Source organism: Citrobacter sp., from assembly GCF_050252275.1.
Lineage (GTDB): Bacteria > Pseudomonadota > Gammaproteobacteria > Enterobacterales > Enterobacteriaceae > Citrobacter_A > Citrobacter_A amalonaticus.
Genome location: NZ_JBFWLF010000042.1, coordinates 1 through 21,575, shown reverse-complemented (window position 1 = coordinate 21,575; position 21,575 = coordinate 1). Strand labels below are relative to the sequence as shown.

At 53.6% G+C, this 21,575-nt stretch carries 23 protein-coding genes and 1 tRNA gene; 8 read left to right on the top strand and 16 right to left on the bottom strand.

Features of this window, described 5'->3' with window-relative positions; all coding sequences use genetic code 11:
- Positions 1-146 precede the first annotated feature (146 nt).
- From AB7E14_RS05710 to luxS, 5 genes are all read left to right on the top strand, one after another.
- Positions 147-223: transfer RNA gene (locus tag AB7E14_RS05710), tRNA-Arg, on the top strand.
- 251 nt (positions 224-474) lie between these two features.
- The gene (gene yqaB, locus AB7E14_RS05705; RefSeq protein ID WP_316962829.1) at positions 475-1,041 is read left to right on the top strand and encodes a fructose-1-phosphate/6-phosphogluconate phosphatase; all 567 of its coding nucleotides are present in this window, start codon (positions 475-477) and stop codon (positions 1,039-1,041) included.
- On the top strand, positions 1,038-1,466 hold the full coding sequence (locus tag AB7E14_RS05700) for a YqaA family protein (protein WP_044326646.1): 429 nt from the start codon (positions 1,038-1,040) through the stop codon (positions 1,464-1,466). The genes yqaB and AB7E14_RS05700 overlap by 4 nt, the downstream gene beginning before the upstream one ends.
- A 78-nt stretch (positions 1,467-1,544) precedes the next feature.
- Positions 1,545-3,104, top strand: coding sequence for a glutamate--cysteine ligase (gene gshA / locus AB7E14_RS05695; RefSeq protein ID WP_042999620.1), 1,560 nt, complete (start codon positions 1,545-1,547; stop codon positions 3,102-3,104).
- A gap of 148 nt (positions 3,105-3,252) precedes the next feature.
- Positions 3,253-3,768 carry an S-ribosylhomocysteine lyase gene (gene luxS, locus AB7E14_RS05690; RefSeq protein WP_003037312.1) on the top strand — a complete coding sequence of 172 codons (516 nt, stop codon included), beginning with the start codon at positions 3,253-3,255 and terminating at the stop codon, positions 3,766-3,768.
- Positions 3,769-3,832: 64 nt separating this feature from the next.
- Here the strand turns inward: luxS and emrB are convergent, their stop codons facing one another.
- From emrB to AB7E14_RS05620, 14 genes are all read right to left on the bottom strand, one after another.
- On the bottom strand, positions 3,833-5,371 hold the full coding sequence (gene emrB, locus AB7E14_RS05685) for a multidrug efflux MFS transporter permease subunit EmrB (protein ID WP_042999623.1): 1,539 nt from the start codon (positions 5,369-5,371) through the stop codon (positions 3,833-3,835).
- A 15-nt stretch (positions 5,372-5,386) separates the two neighbouring features.
- Positions 5,387-6,559: a multidrug efflux MFS transporter periplasmic adaptor subunit EmrA gene (emrA, locus tag AB7E14_RS05680; protein ID WP_316962828.1), complete on the bottom strand. Its 1,173-nt coding sequence runs from the start codon at positions 6,557-6,559 to the stop codon at positions 5,387-5,389.
- 124 nt (positions 6,560-6,683) lie between these two features.
- Positions 6,684-7,214, bottom strand: coding sequence for a transcriptional repressor MprA (gene mprA / locus AB7E14_RS05675; protein ID WP_044326893.1), 531 nt, complete (start codon positions 7,212-7,214; stop codon positions 6,684-6,686).
- A gap of 90 nt (positions 7,215-7,304) precedes the next feature.
- On the bottom strand, positions 7,305-7,640 hold the full coding sequence (gene ygaH / locus AB7E14_RS05670) for an L-valine transporter subunit YgaH (RefSeq protein ID WP_316962827.1): 336 nt from the start codon (positions 7,638-7,640) through the stop codon (positions 7,305-7,307).
- Complete coding sequence (locus AB7E14_RS05665) at positions 7,630-8,367, bottom strand: AzlC family ABC transporter permease (protein WP_058588281.1); 738 nt, start codon at positions 8,365-8,367, stop codon at positions 7,630-7,632. Before AB7E14_RS05665 ends, ygaH begins: the two co-directional genes overlap by 11 nt.
- Before the next feature lie 114 nt (positions 8,368-8,481).
- Positions 8,482-9,666 carry an MFS transporter gene (locus AB7E14_RS05660; RefSeq protein WP_216082199.1) on the bottom strand — a complete coding sequence of 395 codons (1,185 nt, stop codon included), beginning with the start codon at positions 9,664-9,666 and terminating at the stop codon, positions 8,482-8,484.
- A 195-nt stretch (positions 9,667-9,861) separates the two neighbouring features.
- On the bottom strand, positions 9,862-10,857 hold the full coding sequence (proX, locus tag AB7E14_RS05655) for a glycine betaine/L-proline ABC transporter substrate-binding protein ProX (RefSeq protein ID WP_044326895.1): 996 nt from the start codon (positions 10,855-10,857) through the stop codon (positions 9,862-9,864).
- A gap of 188 nt (positions 10,858-11,045) precedes the next feature.
- Entirely contained in the window at positions 11,046-12,110 is a 1,065-nt protein-coding gene (gene proW / locus AB7E14_RS05650; protein ID WP_044326896.1) for a glycine betaine/L-proline ABC transporter permease ProW, read from the bottom strand.
- Positions 12,103-13,305, bottom strand: a complete 1,203-nt coding sequence (gene proV / locus AB7E14_RS05645; RefSeq protein ID WP_044326897.1) for a glycine betaine/L-proline ABC transporter ATP-binding protein ProV — start codon at positions 13,303-13,305, stop codon at positions 12,103-12,105. Before proV ends, proW begins: the two co-directional genes overlap by 8 nt.
- Positions 13,306-13,660: 355 nt before the next feature.
- The gene (gene nrdF, locus AB7E14_RS05640) at positions 13,661-14,620 is read right to left on the bottom strand and encodes a class 1b ribonucleoside-diphosphate reductase subunit beta (RefSeq protein WP_042999630.1); all 960 of its coding nucleotides are present in this window, start codon (positions 14,618-14,620) and stop codon (positions 13,661-13,663) included.
- 10 nt (positions 14,621-14,630) lie between these two features.
- Positions 14,631-16,775: a class 1b ribonucleoside-diphosphate reductase subunit alpha gene (gene nrdE / locus AB7E14_RS05635; protein ID WP_316962826.1), complete on the bottom strand. Its 2,145-nt coding sequence runs from the start codon at positions 16,773-16,775 to the stop codon at positions 14,631-14,633.
- Entirely contained in the window at positions 16,748-17,158 is a 411-nt protein-coding gene (gene nrdI, locus AB7E14_RS05630) for a class Ib ribonucleoside-diphosphate reductase assembly flavoprotein NrdI (RefSeq protein WP_042999632.1), read from the bottom strand. Before nrdI ends, nrdE begins: the two co-directional genes overlap by 28 nt.
- A complete protein-coding gene (gene nrdH, locus AB7E14_RS05625; protein WP_044266583.1) occupies positions 17,155-17,400 on the bottom strand; it encodes a glutaredoxin-like protein NrdH in 246 nt (81 codons plus the stop codon). The genes nrdI and nrdH overlap by 4 nt, the downstream gene beginning before the upstream one ends.
- A 190-nt stretch (positions 17,401-17,590) precedes the next feature.
- Positions 17,591-18,022 carry a carboxymuconolactone decarboxylase family protein gene (locus AB7E14_RS05620; RefSeq protein ID WP_316962825.1) on the bottom strand — a complete coding sequence of 144 codons (432 nt, stop codon included), beginning with the start codon at positions 18,020-18,022 and terminating at the stop codon, positions 17,591-17,593.
- Between the two features lie 88 nt (positions 18,023-18,110).
- Between AB7E14_RS05620 and AB7E14_RS05615 the strand changes: the two genes are divergently transcribed.
- Positions 18,111-19,454, top strand: coding sequence for a PLP-dependent aminotransferase family protein (locus AB7E14_RS05615; protein ID WP_316962824.1), 1,344 nt, complete (start codon positions 18,111-18,113; stop codon positions 19,452-19,454).
- A gap of 60 nt (positions 19,455-19,514) precedes the next feature.
- On the opposite strand, the gene AB7E14_RS05610 is transcribed toward AB7E14_RS05615, so the two are convergent.
- Complete coding sequence (locus AB7E14_RS05610; protein WP_042999636.1) at positions 19,515-19,841, bottom strand: DUF883 domain-containing protein; 327 nt, start codon at positions 19,839-19,841, stop codon at positions 19,515-19,517.
- A 161-nt stretch (positions 19,842-20,002) separates the two neighbouring features.
- Between AB7E14_RS05610 and AB7E14_RS05605 the strand changes: the two genes are divergently transcribed.
- Positions 20,003-20,347 (top strand): DUF2002 family protein, encoded by a 345-nt coding sequence (locus AB7E14_RS05605; RefSeq protein ID WP_042999637.1) that lies wholly within the window; start codon positions 20,003-20,005, stop codon positions 20,345-20,347.
- 34 nt (positions 20,348-20,381) lie between these two features.
- On the opposite strand, the gene alaE is transcribed toward AB7E14_RS05605, so the two are convergent.
- Complete coding sequence (alaE, locus tag AB7E14_RS05600) at positions 20,382-20,831, bottom strand: L-alanine exporter AlaE (protein WP_042999638.1); 450 nt, start codon at positions 20,829-20,831, stop codon at positions 20,382-20,384.
- Between the two features lie 471 nt (positions 20,832-21,302).
- On the opposite strand from alaE, the gene AB7E14_RS05595 reads away from it, so the two are divergent.
- Positions 21,303-21,575: DNA-binding protein (locus tag AB7E14_RS05595; RefSeq protein ID WP_428169396.1), on the top strand; the 273-nt coding region annotated here is incomplete at its 3' end.

Here is a 21,575-nt window from a genome sequence, read left to right as displayed (position 1 = left end):
GCATCGTAAGCACCAGGGGGATAACGTTGCGCCAGCAACAGCCCGAAGGGCGAGGCGTCGCCGTGTCATCCTCCCGGATGCACCATCTCTTACTTGATACCGCTTTTGTGCAGTATCAGTATCAGCAGTAAAATAAGTTTCCCGATGCATCCGTAGCTCAGCTGGATAGAGTACTCGGCTACGAACCGAGCGGTCGGAGGTTCGAATCCTCCCGGATGCACCATCTTTTCCCGGATAACAGCCAGTTTGTTGTTTCATGGTCTGCGAGAGTATCGCGAGCACCAGGGGGATAACGTTGCGCCAGCAACGGCCCGAAGGGCGAGGCTTCGCCGAGTCATCCTCCCGGATGCACCATTTTTTTCTTTTCCTTACTCCTTTGCATTCATCTCCTGAACAATCCTCAGCATCGTCGTCAGCGACAAAATCCAGCAATTACGATAAAGTAACGTCTGTTTACTTGCCGGTGAGAGCGCTATGTACGAACGTTATGCGGGTCTGATTTTCGATATGGATGGTACCCTTCTGGATACTGAACCGACGCACCGTAAGGCGTGGGTTGAAGTATTAGGTCGTTACGGTATGCATTTTGATCTTCAGGCGATGATTGCCCTTAACGGCTCAGCCACATGGCGTATTGCTCAGTCCATTATTGAGTTGAATCATGCGGATCTCGATCCTCACGCGTTAGCCCGTGAAAAAACCGACGCGGTAAAAATCATGCTCCTCGACAGCGTCGAGCCGTTGCCGCTGGTTGAGGTGGTAAAAGCGTGGCATGGTCGTCGCCCGATGTCTGTCGGGACCGGCAGTGAAAGCTCAGTAGCGGAAGCGCTGCTGGCCCATCTGGGGCTGCGTCGCTATTTTGATGCCGTCGTTGCTGCCGATCATGTCCAGCACCATAAACCCGCGCCAGATACTTTCCTGCTTTGTGCGGAGCGTATGGGCGTGCCTCCGGCGCAGTGCGTGGTATTTGAAGATGCGGACTTTGGTATCCAGGCAGCACGCGCCGCCGGAATGGATGCTGTGGACGTTCGACTCCTGTGAGTGACGGACTGTCGCTCCTTTCATTGTTCGCCAGCAGTTTCCTCAGCGCTACGCTGTTGCCCGGCAACTCGGAAGTCGTTCTGATTGCCATGTTACTGGCCGGACTCAGTCATCCCTGGGTCTTAGTTTTAACAGCAACAATGGGTAATAGCCTTGGAGGGTTAACTAACGTTATCCTTGGGCGTTTCTTCCCGCTGCGCAAGACATCGCGCTGGCAGGAGAAAGCCACAGGCTGGCTTAAACGCTATGGCGCGGTCACACTATTATTAAGCTGGATGCCGGTTGTGGGTGATTTACTGTGCCTGTTAGCGGGATGGATGCGCCTCTCGTGGGGGCAGGTGCTCTTTTTTTTATGCCTTGGCAAAGCGCTGCGTTATATTGTCGTCGCGGCTGCTACCGTTCAGGGCATTACCTGGTGGCACTAATTGTGCCTGGGGATTAGCCTTTAGGTTAACCACTACAATTATGCTAATTAATACGATTTTGACAGGCGGGAGGTCAATTTGATCCCGGACGTATCACAGGCTTTGGCCTGGCTGGAAAAGCATCCTCAGGCATTACAGGGGATACAGCGCGGGCTGGAGCGCGAAACATTGCGCGTGAATGCGGATGGCACGTTGGCGACAACGGGGCATCCTGAAGCGTTAGGCTCAGCGCTGACGCATAAATGGATTACCACGGATTTCGCGGAAGCGCTGCTGGAGTTTATCACACCGGTAGACGGCGATATCCAGCATATGCTGACCTTCATGCGTGACCTGCATCGTTATACCGCCAGAAATATGGGTGATGAGCGCATGTGGCCTCTGAGCATGCCTTGCTACATTGCCGAAGGTCAGGACATTGAACTGGCGCAATATGGCACTTCAAATATTGGTCGTATGAAAACGCTGTACCGTGAAGGGTTGAAAAACCGTTACGGTGCGTTGATGCAAACTATTTCCGGTGTGCACTACAACTTTTCACTGCCAATGGCATTCTGGCAGGCGAAATGCGGCGTAGTGGAAGGCGAAGAGGCAAAAGAGAAAATCTCTGCCGGCTATTTCCGCCTGATCCGTAACTATTACCGCTTTGGCTGGGTCATTCCTTATCTGTTTGGTGCGTCCCCGGCGATTTGCGCTTCCTTCCTGCAGGGCAAACCGACCACGCTGCCGTTTGAGAAAACCGACTGCGGAATGTACTACCTGCCGTACGCGACCTCGCTGCGACTGAGCGATCTGGGTTATACCAATAAGTCGCAAAGCAATCTCGGAATTACGTTTAACGATCTCTACGAGTATGTGGCAGGATTGAAGCGGGCGATTAAAACGCCTTCTGAAGAGTATGCGGCAGTAGGGCTGGAAAAAGACGGTAAGCGTCTGCAAATCAACAGCAACGTGCTGCAGATTGAAAATGAGCTGTACGCGCCGATTCGTCCGAAACGCGTTACGCGTAGCGGTGAGTCGCCTTCAGATGCGCTTCTGCGTGGCGGTATCGAATACATCGAAGTCCGCTCGCTGGATATCAACCCGTTCTCGCCAATTGGCGTGGACGAGCAACAGGTGCGTTTCCTTGACCTGTTTATGGTCTGGTGTGTGCTGGCCGATGCGCCGGAGATGAGCAGCAGTGAGCTGCTATGTACGCGTACCAACTGGAATCGGGTGATTCTGGAAGGGCGTAAGCCGGGCCTGACGTTAGGGATTGGTTGTGAAACTGCACAGTTCCCGCTGCCCGAAGTGGGTAAAGATCTGTTCCGCGATCTGAAGCGTGTGGCACAAACGCTGGACAGCATCCACGGCGGAGAGGATTATCAGAAAGTCTGTGACGAACTGGTTGCCTGCTTTGATAACCCGGAATTAACGTTCTCTGCACGTATTCTGCGGTCTATGATTGATACGGGTATTGGCGGTACGGGCAGGGCGCTGGGCGAAGCTTACCGTAATCTGCTCCGTGAAGAGCCGCTGGAAATTTTGCAGGAAGAAGACTTTGTGGCTGAACGTGACGCCTCAAAACGTCGTCAGCGCGAAGTTGAAGCGGCAGATTCGGAACCGTTTGACAGCTGGCTGGCAAAGCAGCAGGCCTGACAGAAAAGAAAAAGGCCACTCGGGAGTGGCCAAAATTTCATCTCTGAAAACAGGGATGATGATAACAAATGCGCGTCTTTCATATACTCAGACTCGCACCGGAACAAAGAGTTCAGTTTATTTATAAAAAATTATCGGAGGTGGCTAAATGCCGTTGTTAGATAGCTTCACTGTCGATCATACCCGGATGGAAGCACCTGCAGTCCGTGTGGCGAAAACGATGAACACTCCACACGGTGACGCCATCACCGTGTTTGATCTGCGTTTCTGCATTCCAAATAAAGAGGTGATGCCGGAGAAAGGGATTCACACGCTGGAGCATCTGTTCGCAGGCTTTATGCGTAATCACCTCAACGGTAACGGCGTCGAGATTATCGATATCTCCCCGATGGGTTGCCGTACCGGTTTCTATATGAGCCTGATAGGTACGCCGGATGAGCAGCGCGTGGCAGATGCCTGGAAAGCGGCGATGGCCGACGTGCTGAAAGTTCAGGATCAGAATCAGATCCCGGAACTGAACGTCTACCAGTGTGGTACATATCAGATGCACTCCCTGAGTGAAGCACAGGATATCGCGCGTCATATTCTGGAGCGCGACGTTCGCGTCAACAGCAATGAAGAGCTGGCCCTGCCAAAAGAGAAGTTGCAGGAACTGCATATCTAGCTGTCTGTGTGCTTACCGGCTAAAAAAGCCCGTTCGACTGAACGGGCTTTTTTATCGCTGTTACCTAGTGCGCGCCACCACCGCCACCGCCCGCACCAAACGGGGGTTTAGCGAACCAGACCAGACCGAGCAACACCAGGAAGATCCCCGCCGACATCCAGAAGATCTCGTTGGCTGAAATAATCAGCCCCTGATTCGTTATCTGCTGGGCTATCCAGCCAGACGCCTGTTGCTGCGTCATGCCCAATCCCTGTAGCTGATCGTACATTGCCTGCGCATTCGGGTTATACGGATTCACCGACTCGGTTAACTGTGCATGGTGCATCGATTCCCGGTTGGTCCACATGGTGGTGGTGATCGATGTCCCGATTGACCCCGCCAGCGTTCGCGTAAAGTTAGACAAACTTGATGCCGCCGCCAGACGCTCAGGCGGTAAGCCAGACAGCGTAATGGTCGTTAGCGGCATAAAGAAGCACGCCACCGCGAAGCCCTGAATAAACTGTGGCCATGCGGAGGCGCCGAAGTCCATTCCCGGTTCAAACGTCCACGCACGCCAGTAAAAGCAGACGGCATACATAATAAAGCTGAACGTCACCAGCCTGCGCATATCCAGCTTATGGGCAAAGCGGCCAATAATCGGCGACAGGATCACCGGAATAATCCCCACCGGCGCGGACGCCAGACCCGCCCACGTCGCGGTATAGCCGTAAACCTCCTGCAAAAGCTGAGGTAGCAGAACAATAGCCCCGAAGTACAGCATATAAGCCAGACTGATACACAAACAGCCGATGGTAAAGTTTCGCGACTTAAACAGTGAGAGATCGACAATGGGGTTATCGTCGGTAAGCTCCCAGACAATCAGGAAGCTAATGGCGACCACCGCCACCACGGTCAGAATGATGATCTCCTGTGAGGCGAACCAGTCCAGCTCTTTCCCCCGGTCGAGCATAATCTGCAGGCTACCGATCCCAATGACCAGCAGCGCCAGCCCGATGGCGTCAATCCGCCGCTGTTCCGTGCGTGTTTCGCGTCCACGCAGGGTTTGCAGCGTCATCAGAACGACGGCAATACCGATTGGCACGTTGATAAAGAAAATCCAGCCCCAGTGATAGTTATCGCTGATATAGCCGCCCAGAATCGGGCCGCAAATCGGCGCGACAATCACTGTCATCGACCACAGCGCCAGCGCGATAGAGCGCTTTGCCGGAGGGTAGTTATTGAGTAGCAGACTTTGCGAAAGCGGGATCAGCGGTCCGGCAACCACCCCCTGAACGACGCGGAAGAAGATCAGCATGTTCAGACTACTGGAGACGCCGCACGCCCAGGAGGCGATGGCAAACGCCACCGTTGACCACATGAAGAGCTTCACTTCCCCAACGCGCTTTGCCAGCCAGCCGGTAATGGGAATCGAGATGGCGTTCGCCACCCCGAAAGAGGTAATCACCCACGTCCCCTGGCTCAGCGATGAGCCCAGGTTCCCGGCGATCGTAGGGATCGCCACGTTAGCAATGGTGGAGTCCAGCACCTGCATGAATGTCGCCAGCGACAGCGCAATCGTCATAATGACGAGCTGCGCGCCCTCCAGCGGTTTTTGCTGTTGCATCACACGCACCTCAGATTAGCCTGCGTTGGCCTGCACAATCTCTTCGATCAGTTTATTGACCGGGGCAAGGCTGATTTCACGGGCGTTACTTTCAGACACCGGCGTAGTGCGCACCTGGCTGGCGAGCACCTGACCGTCGCGGTTCGCGGTATCGACGGTGACGAGCGTCGATAAACCAATCCGCAACGGATGTTGCGCCAGCTGCTGTGCATCCAGTTCGATACGTACAGGCAGACGCTGAACCACTTTGATCCAGTTACCGGTTGCGTTCTGTGCTGGCAGCAGTGAGAAGGCGCTACCGGTCCCCATATCAAGACCGACCACTTTACCGGTGTACTTAACGTCATCGCCGTAGATATCACTGATCACCGTTGCCGGTTGGCCGATGCGCATATGGGCAAGCTGCGTCTCTTTGAAGTTAGCATCAACCCACAGATTGGTGGCCGGAACCACAGCCATCAGCGGCGTGGTAGGGCTGATCTGCGCGCCAGGCTGCACGGCGCGGCGCGACACGTAGCCGGTCATTGGGCTGACGATCTTCGTTCGCTCGAGCGCCAGCCAGGCGTTACGCACTTCGGTGGCGGCCTGTTGGACGGCGGGCTGATCTTCCAGCTTGCTGTCGAGAATCATCGCCTGATTGGCATTGTATTGCTGAATGGCAACATCAAGCTGTGCCTGAGCGCTGGCCACGGCATCCCGCGCGTGTTGCAGCTCTTCGCGACCAATCAGGTTGGCGTTACCGAGCGGTACGCGACGGTTAAAATCGCTTTGCGCCTGGGCAAGGGCCGTTTTCTGCACCGCAATGTTCGCCTGCAACTGTTTGCTGTTGATCATTAACTGATGCGTCTGACGGACGCTGGAGGCCAGCGCGGTCTTCGCTTTTTCAAATGCCTGCCTGGCATCCGTCTGATCGAGCGTGACGAGAACGTCACCCTGTTTAACAAAATCAGTGTTATCCGCCCAGACTTTCGTCACGCTGCCGGATACCTGTGCCATGATTTGAACTTGGTTCCCTGCCACGTACGCATCATCGGTCTCTTCGACATGACGCAGTACCAAAAACCAATAAACTCCATATGCCACGGCAATAATGATAAAGAGCAAGGTCAGGAGGAGTAGCGTACTTTTACGTTTGCTTTTCTTCTTAACCGGTTGCTGCGGGGTTTGGGTCTCCGCATTTGCGCTCATGTTGTTCTCCACGATCTTATTTTTTCGTCGGCTGAGCCGAGCTGTTTATCAGAAAGGCCAGCACGTTCAGGTGCTGGCCAGTCAGTTTTCTTTGGTAATCTGGATTATTGAGCGAGTCGACGCGTTAGCTCAGCGCCTCAAGGATAGCACCATCCTGGTCCATCTGATCGAGACGCGTCAGAAGCTTACGAGTGATGTGCTCAAGCTGTTCTTTTTCTGCAGTGTTAAGAGCGGACCACAGTTGATGCAGGCAGTTATGCTGCGGCGGTAATACTTCGCGCAAAAAAGCATGGCCTTTATCGGTTAACTGTAGATGCAGGCAACGACGATCGTTGTCGCTTTCATGGCGCTCGATCCAACCGCGCTTTTCCAGCTCATCAGCGATACGTGTCGCGTTAGTACGGGATGATCCCAGGGCACAGCTCAGTTCAGAAGGCTGAATGCTGTGGTTTTCCTGAGACTCCAGCGTAATCAACGCCATAAACAACGTCTCGTTAATCCCTTGAGCTTTCAGCATTTTATTGCGGTTATCCAGCAGTTTTCCTTGCATATGCATGCAAAGACGAGTCAGCAGGATTTCCTGATACGGAAAATCCTCGTGGCGGCTGGCGCGAAATTTTAGCATTTGTTCAATGGGCGTAAACGAACTATCCATTTGGGCATGACCTCATTAATTTCAGCCGATATAGTAACGACAGTGACAAATAAAGTAAATGTATTATTAAATTAAAATGATTTTTCCAACCTATAAAACCGCCAACATTTTCCACGCTAATCCATAGGCCAGAGCACTTAATAGCGTAGGAATGATGATACTGCGCGTTTTATAAAAACTAGCACCCAGTACAGCAAAGCCCACGAGCGTCGGCACGAAGCGACTGGCATCGAGCATGACCTCAGGGGCCGTTGACACAACCAGCAGGGCGCAAATTGATGCAATGCCGATGGTGTCGAGTAAAACGCCGGTTGCACCACGCTTGCCTGGACGGGTATTTCCCATCTTCAGACGCAGCGGTAAATAGCGAAACCCATAATTTACACAGCCGACCAGCAATCCGAGCAGCAGCACCTCATAGCGCATCGGGAACTCCTTGCCAGAAAGCCTGAATCAGCGCGGTCAGACAACCACTCACAATCCCCGCCAGAATCGCGGCGGGGATGGAAAACAGCGTCACGCCCGCCAGTGCGCCCGCTAAGGCGGCGGTCACGCACAGGGACTGTTTACGCTGGAATGACGCCAGCAGAAAACTCATAAACAGCGCGGGGAGCATAAAACCGAGCGCCGCTTCGACCGCCGGGAATCCTTTTAATAAACCGCTGCCGGAAAAGGCGCCGAGTACGGTTCCCAGCACCCAGGAGGCCCAGGAGCAAAACGCGATGCCAATCATCCAGTTCTCGCTCCAGCGACGGTTATCCCGCACCAGCTTTGCAGTGGCAGCGGCAAAGACTTCGTCGGTGAGACCAAACGCCCACAGGGCGGTTTTCGGTTTACTGAGTTTCTGAGCGATACGACTGCGCAGGGAAGGACCGTATAAAACATGGCGTACATCCATCGCCATGACGGTCAGGGCGGCAACCCATAATGTGCTGCCTGCGGCGAGCATGGTGGTGATAACGAACTGGCTGGCACCGGCATAAATAATGCAGGAGAAAAACACACTCTCAACCGGGCTAAACCCGAGACGGGTGGCATTGAGACCAAATGCAAAGGCAACAGGAATATAGCTGATGACGATGGGTAAGCTGTCTTTGAATCCTTCCGCACAGGTAGCCGGAGGGGTATTGGGCAGAGATGCGGGCCTTTCCATAGAGTTTTGCGCGTTATCACCAATGTTAAAATTATCAGGGTTAATAATCTCTATCACCTTAACAGACTGGGGGGCTCCTTAACACCCTCAGGAGCCCAAACGCTTGCCGGGCGCTTAAATTGCAGCGTCTTGTCGGTGAAATCCTCGCCACCAGACCAGCAGGTTCAGTACGGCAACGGTCGTCCCTGCCAGACAAACGCCCAGCCATCCGGCATGCTGCCAGGCCGAGGCGGAGATCAATGACCCTGCTGCCCCGCCGATAAAGTAACTGGTCATATACCCGGCGGTCAGACGGTTTCGGGCCTCCGGATACAAACGGTAAATCACCGTCTGATTAGTGATGTGAACCCCCTGAACGGTGAGATCCAGAACCAGAATCCCCACAATCAGCGCCAGTACTGAGGTGTGTCCCAGCCAGATAGCGAGCCAGGAAAGCAGCAATAGCAGCAGGCCATAGGTCGTGGTGAGGTGAGAATGTCCTTTATCCGCGAAACCGCCAGCTGGACGCGCGCCGAGCGCACCAGCGGCACCCGCCAGCCCAAACAGGCCAATCATCCCTTCAGAATAGTTAAACGGCGGGGCGGCCAGTAAAAAGGCCATTGACGTCCAGAGAATGCTGAAATTGGCGAAGGTCAGGCAGCCCAGCAGTGCCCGCGTGCGCAGCAGTTTATCGCGGGTAAACAAACTGAATACCGAACCCAGCAACTGCGGGTAGTTCAGGTGGGTGTCTGACTTCACCTTTGGCAAGCCGCGCCACAGCGCGATAGCCATCAGCGCCATCAATACGGAGGCGACCCAGAAGACAGTGCGCCAACCGCCGAGATTCGCCAGCAGTCCCGCCACGGTTCGCGCCAGCAAAATGCCCAGCAGCAGGCCGCTCATGATGGTCCCGACCACTTTGCCGCGTTTATTCGGCGTGGCAAGCGTCGCCGCCAGCGGCACCAGAATTTGTGCAACCACGGAAAAAAGTCCGGTCAGCGCCGTGCCGAGGATCATCATCGTCAGCGACTGACTGCTGGCGGTAATCAGCATCCCGCCCGCCGCCAACAGCGTCATAGAGACGATCAGCGTCCGGCGTTCAAACATATCGCCAAGCGGAACCAGAAACAGTAAACCGGCGGCGTAGCCAAGCTGAGCGGCGGTGACGATAAACCCCGCTGAACTGGCAGAAAGTGAGAAGTGGCGTGCGATGGTTTCGAGCAGTGGCTGTGCATAATAGTTGCTGGCGACGGCCAGACCGGTAGCCACTGACATGAGAACGATCAGTGCCGGGCTCAGCCCGTGAGAGGTTTTTGTCATTATGTTCGCAATCGTGAGTCAGGTGATGATTTCTTTGGGAATCAATCATAGCGGACATTTATGAATGTTGGGGATTTGTTGCGTGCCGGATTGTGCGATCAGGGGAGGGAACGGAGGGAGCAGGCCGGGAACCGCGTTCCCGGCTATCGTATGCCAGATAAGCGCATCGCGCGCCATCCAGCATTCAGGAGGCAATTACTTCTGCGCCGCCAACGCGTCGTTCACCCAGCCGTCAAACTGCTGCTGGTGGGCTTTTATCCAGCCGTCAACATGACCCTGAACGTCAGCTTCCGACGCTTTGCCCTCATGCATCATCGCGTTTTGCGCGTTAATGTCCGCCAGCGGCAGTTTCATGATGGCAAACAGTTTCGCCGCCGCCGGGTTTTTCTCTGCCCAGGCCTTGTTGGCAACGATGTGCATGGTGTTTACCGGGAAGCCATAGTTCGCGCCATTCGGCAGTTTAGTATCGATATCTTTCTGTTCGCCCGGCAGTGAGGAGAACGGCACCTGTAACCAGACCACATCTTTACCTGGCTTCATCACGTCGCTCACCCAGTAAGGCGTCCAGGTGTAATACAGAATTGGTTTACCTTCTTTAAAGCGGGTGATGGTATCGGCCATCATCGCTGCATAGTTACCGTGGCTGACGTCGACGGTTTTTTCCAGATCAAACGCTTTGTTCTGGTGGTTAATCACCGCTTCACAGCCCCAGCCTGGCGAGCAGCCCATCATGTCCGCTTTACCGTCGCCGTTGGTATCGAAGATTTTAGCAATGTTGGGGTCTTTCAACTGGGCGATGTTAGTAATTTTGTACTGTTCAGCGGTTTTCTTATCGATCAGGTAACCCTGCGCAGCCCCGGTGACGAATGTGCCTTCGCGGTAAAACTTCTTGTCCCCGCCTGCCGCAGAATACATATCGTCGTGCAGCGGCTGCCAGTTGACGGCGGTAAACGTGGCATCGCCGGAGGCAATAGAGGTGTAGCCCACGTTATAGTCGACTTCGCTCGGTTTATTGACGGTGTAACCCAATTTCTCCAGCGCGCGGCTCACCAGCAGCGTCTGAAAGGTTTCTTCGGTGATGGTGCTCTGTACCGGTTGGACGGTAATGCCTTTGCCTGGCAGGTCGGCAGCGAAAGCGCTGGTGGAGACAAGGGTGGCAAACGCTGTGGCAATCATGATTTTCTGTCGCATCGTTGTTCCTTATTACACTTCATCATTCAGGTTGCCTCTTTGTTGGCTGCACTCATGCACCCCAGTCACGTACTGCGTGTACGCTCCTGGGGATACCTTCGTTTGCCGCCTCGATACAACCAGAATGATTTTGTGTAAGTTCATGAGTGTAGGCCCGGTAAGCGCAGCGTCACCGGGCAACAGGTGAATTACTTAATGAAAGGGCGCGTAACGAGCCCGACAGGACCGGTGGTGTACCAGCGACGGTTACCGCGGCTGCGTGAGTCGCGCCCCACGGCCTGGGTCAGACGGTCCAGAATGATGGCGAGGATCACAATGCCGACCCCACCGACGGTAGCCAGCCCCATATCGAGACGTCCGATACCGCGCAGTACCATCTGGCCCAGACCACCGACGGCAATCATAGAGGCGATCACGACCATCGAGAGCGCAAGCATGAGCGTCTGGTTAACCCCCGCCATAATGGTGGGCATCGCCAGCGGTAACTGAACTTTGAATAGCATCTGACGCGGACTGGCCCCGAACGAGCGTGACGCTTCGATCAGATCGGCCGGAACCTGGTTAATCCCGAGGATCGTCAGGCGCACAATCGGCGGCAGCGCAAAGATGATCGTCACGACCACCCCCGGCACGTTGCCAATACCGAACAGCATCACAATCGGCACCAGATAGACGAACGCTGGTGTTGTCTGCATGGCGTCGAGCAGCGGACGAACGATCTTCGCCGCCCGTGGACTGCGCGCCAGCCAGATCCCCATTGGCAGGCCGATCAGCACGCAGAACAGCAGGGCGGTCAGCACCAGCGCCAACGTAATCATCGCCTGCGACCAGGCGCCGATAGCGCCAATGGCAATCAGGGAAACAAGCGTTGCAACCCCCATCCCGACGCCGGAAATCTGCCAGGCGATCAGGGCGAAAACGACGATCGCCACCGGAGCCGGCATCCCCAGCAGCAACTGCTGAAAACCGTTAAGGATGTAATCCACCGGCACACGAATGCCCTGGAAGACGGGACGGAAATGGGTGACCACCCAGTCGATCCCTTCAGTGACCCAACTGTCGAGCGGGATCAGCGTCTTATGGAACGGATCCATAATGTTGAAATGTTCCGGTGCTGGCGCAGGCGCGCTGGTCAGCCAGTCGGCGCCACCGCTATCGGCAGGCGTCCCTGACGGCGTGCTCCAGGCGTCAGCGGATGGTGCGGCGCTCTCAGCCGCTGGTGCGGTATCCCACGGATTAGATTGATCAGCCATTGTTTGTACCCTCGCGATCTAAAGCCTGTAGCAGCATGCGTTTTGAAATAATGCCTACATACTGTTGTTCCTCATCGACAACCGGCACCGCGCACGGCGCTTGTCCGACATGAGAGAGCAGCTCGCTAAGTGGGGTCTGTGCATCTACGGCCAGCGGCTCGTCGATTAACGCCCCTTCAATGCCCTGAGCCTGACCTAATGCCGCTTTTAATGAGTCGATGGAGACCACGCCAACAAACTTATTGCCGCGTTCGATGACGTAACCGTATTCCCGATCTTCGTCCTGTAATAATTTTAGGGCTGAACGGGGGCCAAAGCCCGGCGTTTTACGAATCAGTCCCACCGGGCTACGGCGGGCAATATCTTTCGCGCTAAAGACCTGGCTAATATCGACGCCACGGAAGAAGGTACGCACATAATCGTTCGCCGGATTATTCAGAATTTCATCCGGTGTACCGACCTGAACTACTTCGCCATTTTGCATAATGGCAATTCGGTCGCCAATACGCATCGCTTCATCAAGGTCGTGGGAAATAAAGACGACGGTGCGCTGATGTTTCGCCTGCAGTTTCACCAGTTCATCCTGCATCTCGGTACGAATTAAGGGATCGAGCGCAGAGAAGGCTTCATCCATTAATAAGATGTCAGGGTTAATGGCTAATGCTCTGGCGAGACCGACACGCTGACGCATGCCGCCGGAAAGTTCATCCGGGTAGCCGTGCGCATAATTTTCAAGTCCCACCTGGCGCAGGGCATCCAGCGCTTTTTCGCGACGTTCCTCAGCACTTACACCGGCTAATTCCATACCGAATGCGGTATTGTCCAGAACAGTCATGTGCGGCATCAGCGCAAATGACTGGAAGACCATCGCAATCTTTTTTCTGCGCACCTCGCGGAGTTCAGCATCCGATATTTTGGCGATATCGATGCCGTCGATCAGTACCTGTCCACGGGTGGGTTCAATCAGGCGATTGAGAAGGCGTACCATTGTGGATTTACCCGAACCGGATAATCCCATGATGACAAATATCTCGCCTTCTTCAATGGCCAGACTGGCGTCTTTAACGCCAAGCGATAGCCCTGTTTTTTCCAGAATTTGTTCTTTTGAAAGTCCTTTTTCAATATATTTGAAGGCGCGCTGTGGATGCTCTCCAAATACTTTATATAGATTTTTCACTTCTAATTTAATTGCCATGCAATAGAAAGATTCCTGTTATTTATTTATGTCGATATGATACCTGATAGAAATAGTCACCTTTTTCTACCCTAACATACTGAGAATCTGAGACAACCCTGAATGCGATATGAGGGGATATAGAGAGGAAGGCAAATTGCCGGGACTTCCCATGATATAAGGGCTGAGAGCAAACCACGGCCGGTGAATATTTTTTGTCAAGACCACTAAAAACGCGCCTGAATTTCAGCAATTCAGGCGAATATGACAACCACTATTGAGTGTAGATCACCCTGAAATAATTGGGTGATAAAAATGTGATCTGCTTAAAATATTACCATCATGATTGCCGTGATATTTCCCCTATTAATTTCCGTTAAAAATTCCAGTCTTCGTCTTCCGTTTCGACGGCTTTTCCCATCACGTATGACGATCCTGAGCCGGAGAAAAAGTCATGGTTTTCGTCGGCATTGGGCGACAGCGCAGCCAGGATTGCCGGATTCACCTCCGCCATTTCCGCCGGGAACAGCGCCTCATAGCCCAGGTTCATCAACGCCTTGTTGGCGTTGTAGCAAAGGAACGCATTGACATCCTCTGCCCAGGCGGTGTCGGCATACAGTTCTTCGGTATAACGGACTTCGTTATCGTACAGTTCCATCAGCAGCTCGAGGGCAAAATCCTTCAGCTCGTCACGCTCGGATTGAGAGCGTTTTTCCAGTCCTTTCTGGTATTTATAGCCGATGTAATAGCCATGAACCGCTTCGTCACGAATGATTAGCCGGATCAGATCGGCGGTGTTGGTGAGCTTACCGCGGCTGGAGAAATACATCGGCAACCAGAAGCCGGAATAGAACAGGAAGGATTCCAGAAACACACTGGCAATCTTCTTCTTTAAAGGGTCGTCGCTGGCGTAATGCGCGAGGATAATCTGCGCCTTTTGTTGTAACGGCGCATTTTCTTCGCTCCAGGCATAAGCGGCATCGACATCTTTCGTCTGGCACAGCGTAGAGAAGATGGAACTGTAGGAGCGGGCATGCACCGCTTCCATAAAACTGATGTTCGACAGCACCGCCTCCTCGTGCGGTGTCAGGGAATCTGCCATCAGCGACGGGGCCCCGGCGATATTCTGGATGGTGTCGAGCAGCGTCAGGCCGGTAAAGACGCGGATGGTGAGCTGCTGCTCGGCGGCGCTCAGGTTTTGCCACGCTGGAATATCGTTAGACAACGGTACTTTTTCCGGCAACCAGAAGTTGCTGGTCAGGCGGTTCCACACTTCGAGATCTTTGTCGTCCTGAATCTTATTCCAGTTAATGGCGCTCACGCGTGATAATGTCATACTGCTCTCCTTACAATGCGCACGAAACGCAGCCTTCAATTTCAGTACCTTCCAGCGCCAGCTGTCGCAAGCGAATGTAATATAACGACTTAATGCCTTTTCGCCAGGCGTAGATCTGCGCTTTGTTGATATCGCGGGTGGTGGCGGTATCGGGGAAAAACAGCGTCAGCGACAGGCCCTGATCGACGTGTTTAGTGGCTTCGGCGTAGGTATCAATGATTTTCTGTGCGCCGATTTCATACGCGTCCTGATACATATCCAGATTCTCATTGGTCATGAACGGGGCCGGATAGTAGACGCGCCCGGTTTTGCCCTCTTTGCGAATCTCCACTTTCGAGACAATCGGATGAATGCTCGACGTCGCATGATTGATGTAGGAGATCGAACCGGTCGGTGGCACCGCCTGTAAATTCTGGTTGTAGATGCCATAGCGCATCACTTCGTCGCGCAGATACCGCCACATTTCACGCGTCGGCAGCGTGATGCCGCTACGGGCAAACAGCGCCCGGACTTTCTCGGTTTTCGGCGTCCAGTTCTGCTCCAGATACTGCGTGAAGAACTCGCCGCTGGCGTAGCGCGACTGTGCGAATCCGGCAAACGTCTGTCCACGTTCGCGTGCCAGCAGCATCGACGTATGCAGTGCATGCCAGGTGATGGTGTAAAAGTAGAGATTGGTGAAATCCAGTCCTTCTGGCGAACCATAGGCGATGCCTTCGCGTGCCAGATAGCCGTGCAGGTTCATCTGTCCCAGTCCGATGGCGTGGGAGGCGGCATTACCGGCAGCAATCGACGGGACGCTGTGGATATGGCTCATATCTGACACCGCCGTCAGCCCGCGAATCGCTGTTTCGACCGTCCGTCCAATGTCCGGAGAATCCATGGTGTGGGCAATATTCAGCGAGCCGAGGTTGCAGGAAATGTCATGCCCGGTCTGGGCGTAGTCAAGATTCTCCTCGTAGGTAGAGGCGCTGTTGACCTGCAAAATTTCCGAGCACAGGTTGCTCATATTAATGCGACCCGCAATCGGGTTGGCGCGATTCACCGTATCCTCATACATAATGTAGGGATAGCCGGATTCAAACTGAATTTCTGCCAGTGTCTGGAAAAAGTCGCGGGCGTTAATGTACTTTTTGCGCACGCGCTCGTCGGCGACCAGTTCGTCGTATCGTTCGCTTATGGCGATATCGCCGAAGGGCTTACCGTAAAGACGCTCGACGTCATACGGTGAAAACAGCGCCATCTGCGCATTCTCTTTGGCCAGGCGGAAAGTGACGTCCGGGATCACTACCCCCAGTGAGAGCGTTTTAATGCGGATCTTTTCGTCGGCGTTTTCGCGTTTAGTATCGAGGAAACGCAGAATATCCGGATGATGCGCATGCAGATAGACCGCCCCCGCCCCCTGACGCGCGCCGAGCTGGTTGGCATAGGAAAAGGCGTCTTCCAGCATCTTCATCACTGGGATCACCCCGGAGGACTGGTTTTCGATGCGCTTGATGGGCGCACCGGCTTCGCGCAGGTTAGAGAGTAAAAATGCCACGCCGCCGCCGCGTTTGGAGAGCTGAAGTGCGGAGTTCACCGCCCGGCCAATCGACTCCATGTTATCTTCAATCCGCAGCAGGAAGCAGGAGACCAGTTCGCCGCGCTGCTGTTTACCGCAGTTTAAGAAGGTGGGCGTGGCGGGCTGGAAACGCCCAGAGAGCATCTCATCGGTGAGTTGTGACGCCAGCGCTTCATCCCCCTGCGCAAGTGTGAGCGCAACCATCACCACACGGTCTTCAAAATCTTCCAGGTAGCGTTTGCCATCAAAGGTTTTCAGCGTGTAGCTGGTGTAAAACTTCCAGGCGCCGAGGAAGGTCTGGAAACGAAAACCGCTGGCGTGGGCGCGGGCAAACAGCGATACCACGAAAGCGCGATCGTAGCGTGCCAGAACGCTTTCGTCGTAATACCCTTCGCGCACCAGCGTTTGCAGACGTTCCTCCTGACTGCTAAACGTGACGGAGTGGGGGCGAACATGGGCGGCAAAAAAGGCGTCGACCGCCTGCCGGTCTTTATCGAACTGAATACGGCCTGCTTTATCGTACAGATTCAGCATGGCGTTCAGCGCATGGTAATCCAGCGATTCCTGCGTTACGCGTTCTGCGGTTGTCGTTGCCAAAATTCGCTTACTCCTTTTCGAACGTTGTCGATGTCGGCGGGGGTTCCCATCAGTTCAAAACGATAGAGCCAGGGTACGGCGCATTTCTGGGCAATCACTTCCCCTGCGCGACCATACGCCTCGCCGAAGTTACGATTGCCAGAGGCAATGACACCGCGAATTAACGCCCGGTTGTGAGCATCATTTAAAAAGCGGATCACCTGTCGTGGTACTGCGCCAGCCGTGCCACCGCCACCGTAGGAAGGCACCACCAGAATGTAGGGATCGTCTACCCGGATCCGTTCGCGTTCATTTAGCGGAATGCGAATGGCGGGCAGCCCCAGACGCTGCATAAAACGGTGCGTATTTTCGGAGCTGCTGGAGAAGTAGACGAGTGGGTTCATGCGCTGGCTACCCGAGGCTCTGGATGCAGACGGTTGATCATATCCGGACGAAATCCTGACCAACGGGTTTCGCCGGCAATGACCACCGGCAACTGGCGAAAACCTTCTGCGCGCAGGGTATCCGCTGCTTCCGGCACCAGATCGACGTTTATCATCTCAAATTCAAATCCACGGCTTTCCAGCGCCCGTTTAGTGGCGTGGCACTGAACACAGTCATTTCGAGTGTAAATAGTAATGCGCATGATTCGTGTTTCCATTTAAAATGAAAGAACGGCGCGATAAGACGCGTCGGTTTGGGTGTGTACTGATAGAGGGAATACTAGATGTAGTTGAAATAAGTTTCAACCATACAAGATATGGGAATTATCGATTGATTACTCCCCACCGATGAGCCTGGCGGGGAGCGGGAGTTTGTGCTGAAAAAACGCCGGATTACATCCGCATGCTTACGGCCAGGCGGTTAAAACAGTTCATCAGGCCGATCGCAAAAGTCAGGTCGCTGATTTCGCGAGCGCTGAAATGCGTGAGCAGCGGCAGATAAACGTCATCTTCAGCATGGGTTCTGGCGATATCGGTCACCGATTCAGCCCATGCCAGCGCCGCTTGCTCCTGCGCGCTGAAATGATGACTCACTCGCCAGCCGGCCAGCGCGTCCAGTTTACTTTGCGTGACACCCGATTTACGCAGCGCCTTGCTGTGCATTTCCAGGCAAAATGCGCAGCCGTTGATCTGCGAAATACGCAGGTAAATCAATTCTATCAGCGTGGTATCCAGCGCGCTGTTTTCCAGTGCCGTTTTCGCTTGTACCAGGGCGTTATAGACTTCAGGGCTGAGTTCATAGTAGGGCTGGCGTAACGTCGTCATGGTGCTTCTCCTCGTGTTGATGGCCGGCAATGTAGCACTATAATGGACTGCAAAAGAGAGCCATATTTTTACGAAAAAAGCAGACCATATGCCGCGCTATCAGCAAATTGCCCGTCAGTTAAAAACGGCCATTGAACGTGGGGAACTCCAGCCCGGAGCCAGACTACCGTCCAGTCGTACCTGGTCACAGGAGCTGGGTATTTCGCGCTCGACGGTGGAAAACGCTTATGTGGAGCTGGTGGCACAGGGCTGGCTGGAGCGGCGAGGGCAGGCGGGAACGTTTGTCAGCGCACAGTTGCATCCGGAACAGACGTACAGCGAACCGGTGGTCTTTGCCGGAGAAAGTACCGTTCCTCAGCCCTTTCAGATGGGGCTTCCTGCGTTGGATCTCTTCCCGCGAGACATCTGGGCGCGGGTGATGGGGCGACGACTGCGCACGCAGACGCGTTTTGATCTGGCTCTCGGCGACGTCTGCGGTGAAGCCGTGTTACGCCAGGCAATCGTGGACTATCTGCGCGTGTCGCGCAGTATTGACTGTCTGCCCGAGCAGATTTTTATCACCTCAGGCTATGCGGCATCGATGACCCTCATCCTGCGCGCGCTGGCCACGCCGGGCGATGGCATGTGGATTGAAGATCCCGGCTTTCCGTTGATCCGTCCGGTGATTGAGCAGGAAAATGTCGCGCTGCTGCCGGTTCCGATCGATGACGACGGGTTGAATGTGGCGACCGGGATCCGCGATTATCCGGATGCGCGTTTTGCGCTACTCACTCCGGCCCATCAAAGCCCGCTTGGCGTCGCGCTGTCGTTAGCCCGGCGTCATCAACTGCTGGAGTGGGCATCACATACCCAGGCGTGGATTATTGAAGATGATTACGACAGCGAGTTTCGTTATCACGGTAAACCGCTGCCGCCGCTGAAAAGTCTGGATGCGCCACAGCGGGTAATTTACGCCGGTACGTTCAGCAAATCGCTGTTTCCCGCCTTGCGCTGTGCATGGCTGGTGGTGCCAGTAAACCAGGTGAGTCGTTTTCGTCAGCAGGCGGTACGGATGGCCTGTAGCGTGCCGCTGCTCTGGCAGCAAACGCTGGCGGATTTTATCCGTGATGGGCATTTCTGGCGGCATCTGAAAAAAATGCGTCAGCACTATGCGCAGCGAAGGCAATGGACGGAAAGGGCACTCGGCGAACAGGGATTTCACGTTGTACCCCAACAGGGCGGGATACAGCTGGTGATTACTGTTGACGGTGACGATATCGCGCCGGTACGCAAAGCCAATGAGGCGGGCCTGGCGGTCCAGGCCCTGAGTCGCTGGCGGTTGAATACATCGGGGATGGGAGGGATTTTGCTGTCGTTCACTAACATCGCTTCGCCTGAAATCGCAAGACAGGTGGCAAAGCGGTTGCGACAGGCCATTCAGTCAGCGCTTTAGTCGAGTTTATGCCAGGCCGGATAAACGTAAACGCTATCCGGCCCGGCCTCATCCTTAGCGTCAGCGTCGAAGACTCAGCAACGCACCGACAAAGATCCCCACCGCCGCCGCCGTACCGATGCTACACCAGGGTTTATCACGCACAAACGTATCAGCGCAGCCTACGGCGTCACGGGCGGCTTGCTGCACGCGCGTCCGGCCATGCATTTTCGCACGCGTCTCTTTCAGTAGCGCCTGTGCTTTACGCCGTGCGGTATCTGCTTCATCCTTCGCATCGCTGCCCAATGACTTCAGTACGGCTTCCAGACTGTCGGCTAATTGATTGACGTCATTATGAATATCCTGCACACCATCATCTACGTCGTTTCGGTTCGGTCGGTTAAACATATGATCCTCCAGTGATTTCGATGTGACTTTCAGTTTAGTCGATATTTTTAACTTCTGAGATGCCTCACGGCGTTATTGTGCGTTTATGGACTTTTCTGAAAGCGTTGCCAATGCTGAATCAGGTAAGGTAAGCCCGCAGTAAAAGATAACGAGGAAAAAATATGTATTTACGACCTGACGAGGTGGCGCGCGTACTTGAAAAAGTGGGGTTTACCGTTGATGTGGTGACACAGAAAACGTACGGTTATCGACGTGGCGAGAATTATGTCTATGTTAATCGCGAAGCGCGTATGGGACGCACTGCGCTGGTGATTCATCCGACATTAAAAGAGCGCAGTTCTTCGCTGGCTGAACCGGCATCTGAAATTAAAACCTGCGACCATTATCAGCATTTTCCGCTTTATTTAGCCGGGGACACCCACGAACACTACGGCATTCCTCACGGCTTTAGTTCGCGTATTGCGCTTGAGCGTTATTTGAATGGACTGTTTGGCGAGGCGAGTTAATTAAGCGACTGGCACAGCCAGTCGCAAAGTCGTTTCAGGCTTTAACCTGTTGGTAGCGACTCACCTTAAACAGGCGGCGGCAATAATCAAGGAAATAGCCATATACCGCCCCCATCATCATCGATATTACGATATTAGAACTGACTGCGGCGGTAATTTGATGCCAGTCAGCGCCCACCGTCAGCAGAATAGCGACATAAACCGGGGACTGGAAGGTGACATAAGCCAGTACATCCGCCAGGTTTTTCAGCCACCCCGCAGAACCCACTTTACGCGACGCCTTCATAAAGAGATCACGATACATTCCATAGGGCCAGGCGATCAGAATGTTGACCGGAATGGCGACCAGTCGGGACGAAAGTGATTGCTCAAAGGTCATTCCGGAGAGGAAGATCTCGATCAACATGTTCACGACAGAACAATAAACAACCATCGCGAACGTGTCTGCTACAGCATGACGCAAGCGTGACTGTGGTGAGAACATGCTGATGCTCCTTGTAAATAAGGGGTAAAATTGCCGTTAAATAAGCTCGTGTTAGTGTTTTGTTGTGGTGTTTTTGCTTGATGCTAGAGTATATTGCTGCATTGTAACTATCAACTAGCGAAATATTTTTATTTTGACGCTTTTTGTCGATAAAATACTCTGTAACCGCCTGATTTTTGTACCGGATAGAGTTTTTGTTGTTTGTGTATTTTAAATCATTAAAAATCAATAGGTTATGTTGGTGTTCTGATTGAGGGATTTCCCTGTAAGGCAAAAACCGCATTCTATGTTCGATGAGCCGATATGGAGGTTATTCGTCAGAGAATGAGAAAATGAGCCGGAATATTATTTAGCGTATATTAACGGGAGGTGGTATTTCCTCTGTTATATTCCAGGGGCTGGAAAATGTTCTAATAATATAATAGACTGCACAGTGTAATAATTTTTTTGCGTTAAAGGATTTTAATTATTATGAATTTGATGTTACAGAACTTAAATAATATTCGTAAATTACGCGCCATGGCTCGCGAATTCTCCATTGACGTTCTTGAAGAAATGCTGGAGAAATTCAGGGTCGTCACTAAAGAAAGACGTGAAGAAGAAGAACAGTTACAGCGTCAGCGCGCTGAACAGCAGCAGAAAATTAATACTTTGCTGGAAATGATGAAGGCCGACGGAATTAGCCCGGAAGAGTTATTCAGCAATGACGCCGCGGCCATGCGAGTGGGTAAAAAACGCCAGCCG

Excerpts from the sequence above, each read along its gene's own strand:
- luxS (WP_003037312.1), top strand. The coding sequence starts at position 3,253 with ATGCCGTTGTTAGATAGCTTCACTGTCGATCATACCCGGATGGAAGCA.
- AB7E14_RS05615 (WP_316962824.1), top strand. The coding sequence starts at position 18,111 with ATGCCGCGCTATCAGCAAATTGCCCGTCAGTTAAAAACGGCCATTGAA.
- emrA (WP_316962828.1), bottom strand. The coding sequence starts at position 6,559 with ATGAGCGCAAATGCGGAGACCCAAACCCCGCAGCAACCGGTTAAGAAG.
- AB7E14_RS05620 (WP_316962825.1), bottom strand. The coding sequence starts at position 18,022 with ATGACGACGTTACGCCAGCCCTACTATGAACTCAGCCCTGAAGTCTAT.
- AB7E14_RS05660 (WP_216082199.1), bottom strand. The coding sequence starts at position 9,666 with ATGACAAAAACCTCTCACGGGCTGAGCCCGGCACTGATCGTTCTCATG.
- nrdH (WP_044266583.1), bottom strand. The coding sequence starts at position 17,400 with ATGCGCATTACTATTTACACTCGAAATGACTGTGTTCAGTGCCACGCC.
- nrdI (WP_042999632.1), bottom strand. The coding sequence starts at position 17,158 with ATGAACCCACTCGTCTACTTCTCCAGCAGCTCCGAAAATACGCACCGT.
- nrdF (WP_042999630.1), bottom strand. The coding sequence starts at position 14,620 with ATGACATTATCACGCGTGAGCGCCATTAACTGGAATAAGATTCAGGAC.
- proW (WP_044326896.1), bottom strand. The coding sequence starts at position 12,110 with ATGGCTGATCAATCTAATCCGTGGGATACCGCACCAGCGGCTGAGAGC.
- AB7E14_RS05665 (WP_058588281.1), bottom strand. The coding sequence starts at position 8,367 with ATGGAAAGGCCCGCATCTCTGCCCAATACCCCTCCGGCTACCTGTGCG.
- AB7E14_RS05605 (WP_042999637.1), top strand. The coding sequence starts at position 20,003 with ATGTATTTACGACCTGACGAGGTGGCGCGCGTACTTGAAAAAGTGGGG.
- emrB (WP_042999623.1), bottom strand. The coding sequence starts at position 5,371 with ATGCAACAGCAAAAACCGCTGGAGGGCGCGCAGCTCGTCATTATGACG.
- yqaB (WP_316962829.1), top strand. The coding sequence starts at position 475 with ATGTACGAACGTTATGCGGGTCTGATTTTCGATATGGATGGTACCCTT.
- alaE (WP_042999638.1), bottom strand. The coding sequence starts at position 20,831 with ATGTTCTCACCACAGTCACGCTTGCGTCATGCTGTAGCAGACACGTTC.
- AB7E14_RS05610 (WP_042999636.1), bottom strand. The coding sequence starts at position 19,841 with ATGTTTAACCGACCGAACCGAAACGACGTAGATGATGGTGTGCAGGAT.
- proX (WP_044326895.1), bottom strand. The coding sequence starts at position 10,857 with ATGCGACAGAAAATCATGATTGCCACAGCGTTTGCCACCCTTGTCTCC.
- ygaH (WP_316962827.1), bottom strand. The coding sequence starts at position 7,640 with ATGCGCTATGAGGTGCTGCTGCTCGGATTGCTGGTCGGCTGTGTAAAT.
- mprA (WP_044326893.1), bottom strand. The coding sequence starts at position 7,214 with ATGGATAGTTCGTTTACGCCCATTGAACAAATGCTAAAATTTCGCGCC.
- proV (WP_044326897.1), bottom strand. The coding sequence starts at position 13,305 with ATGGCAATTAAATTAGAAGTGAAAAATCTATATAAAGTATTTGGAGAG.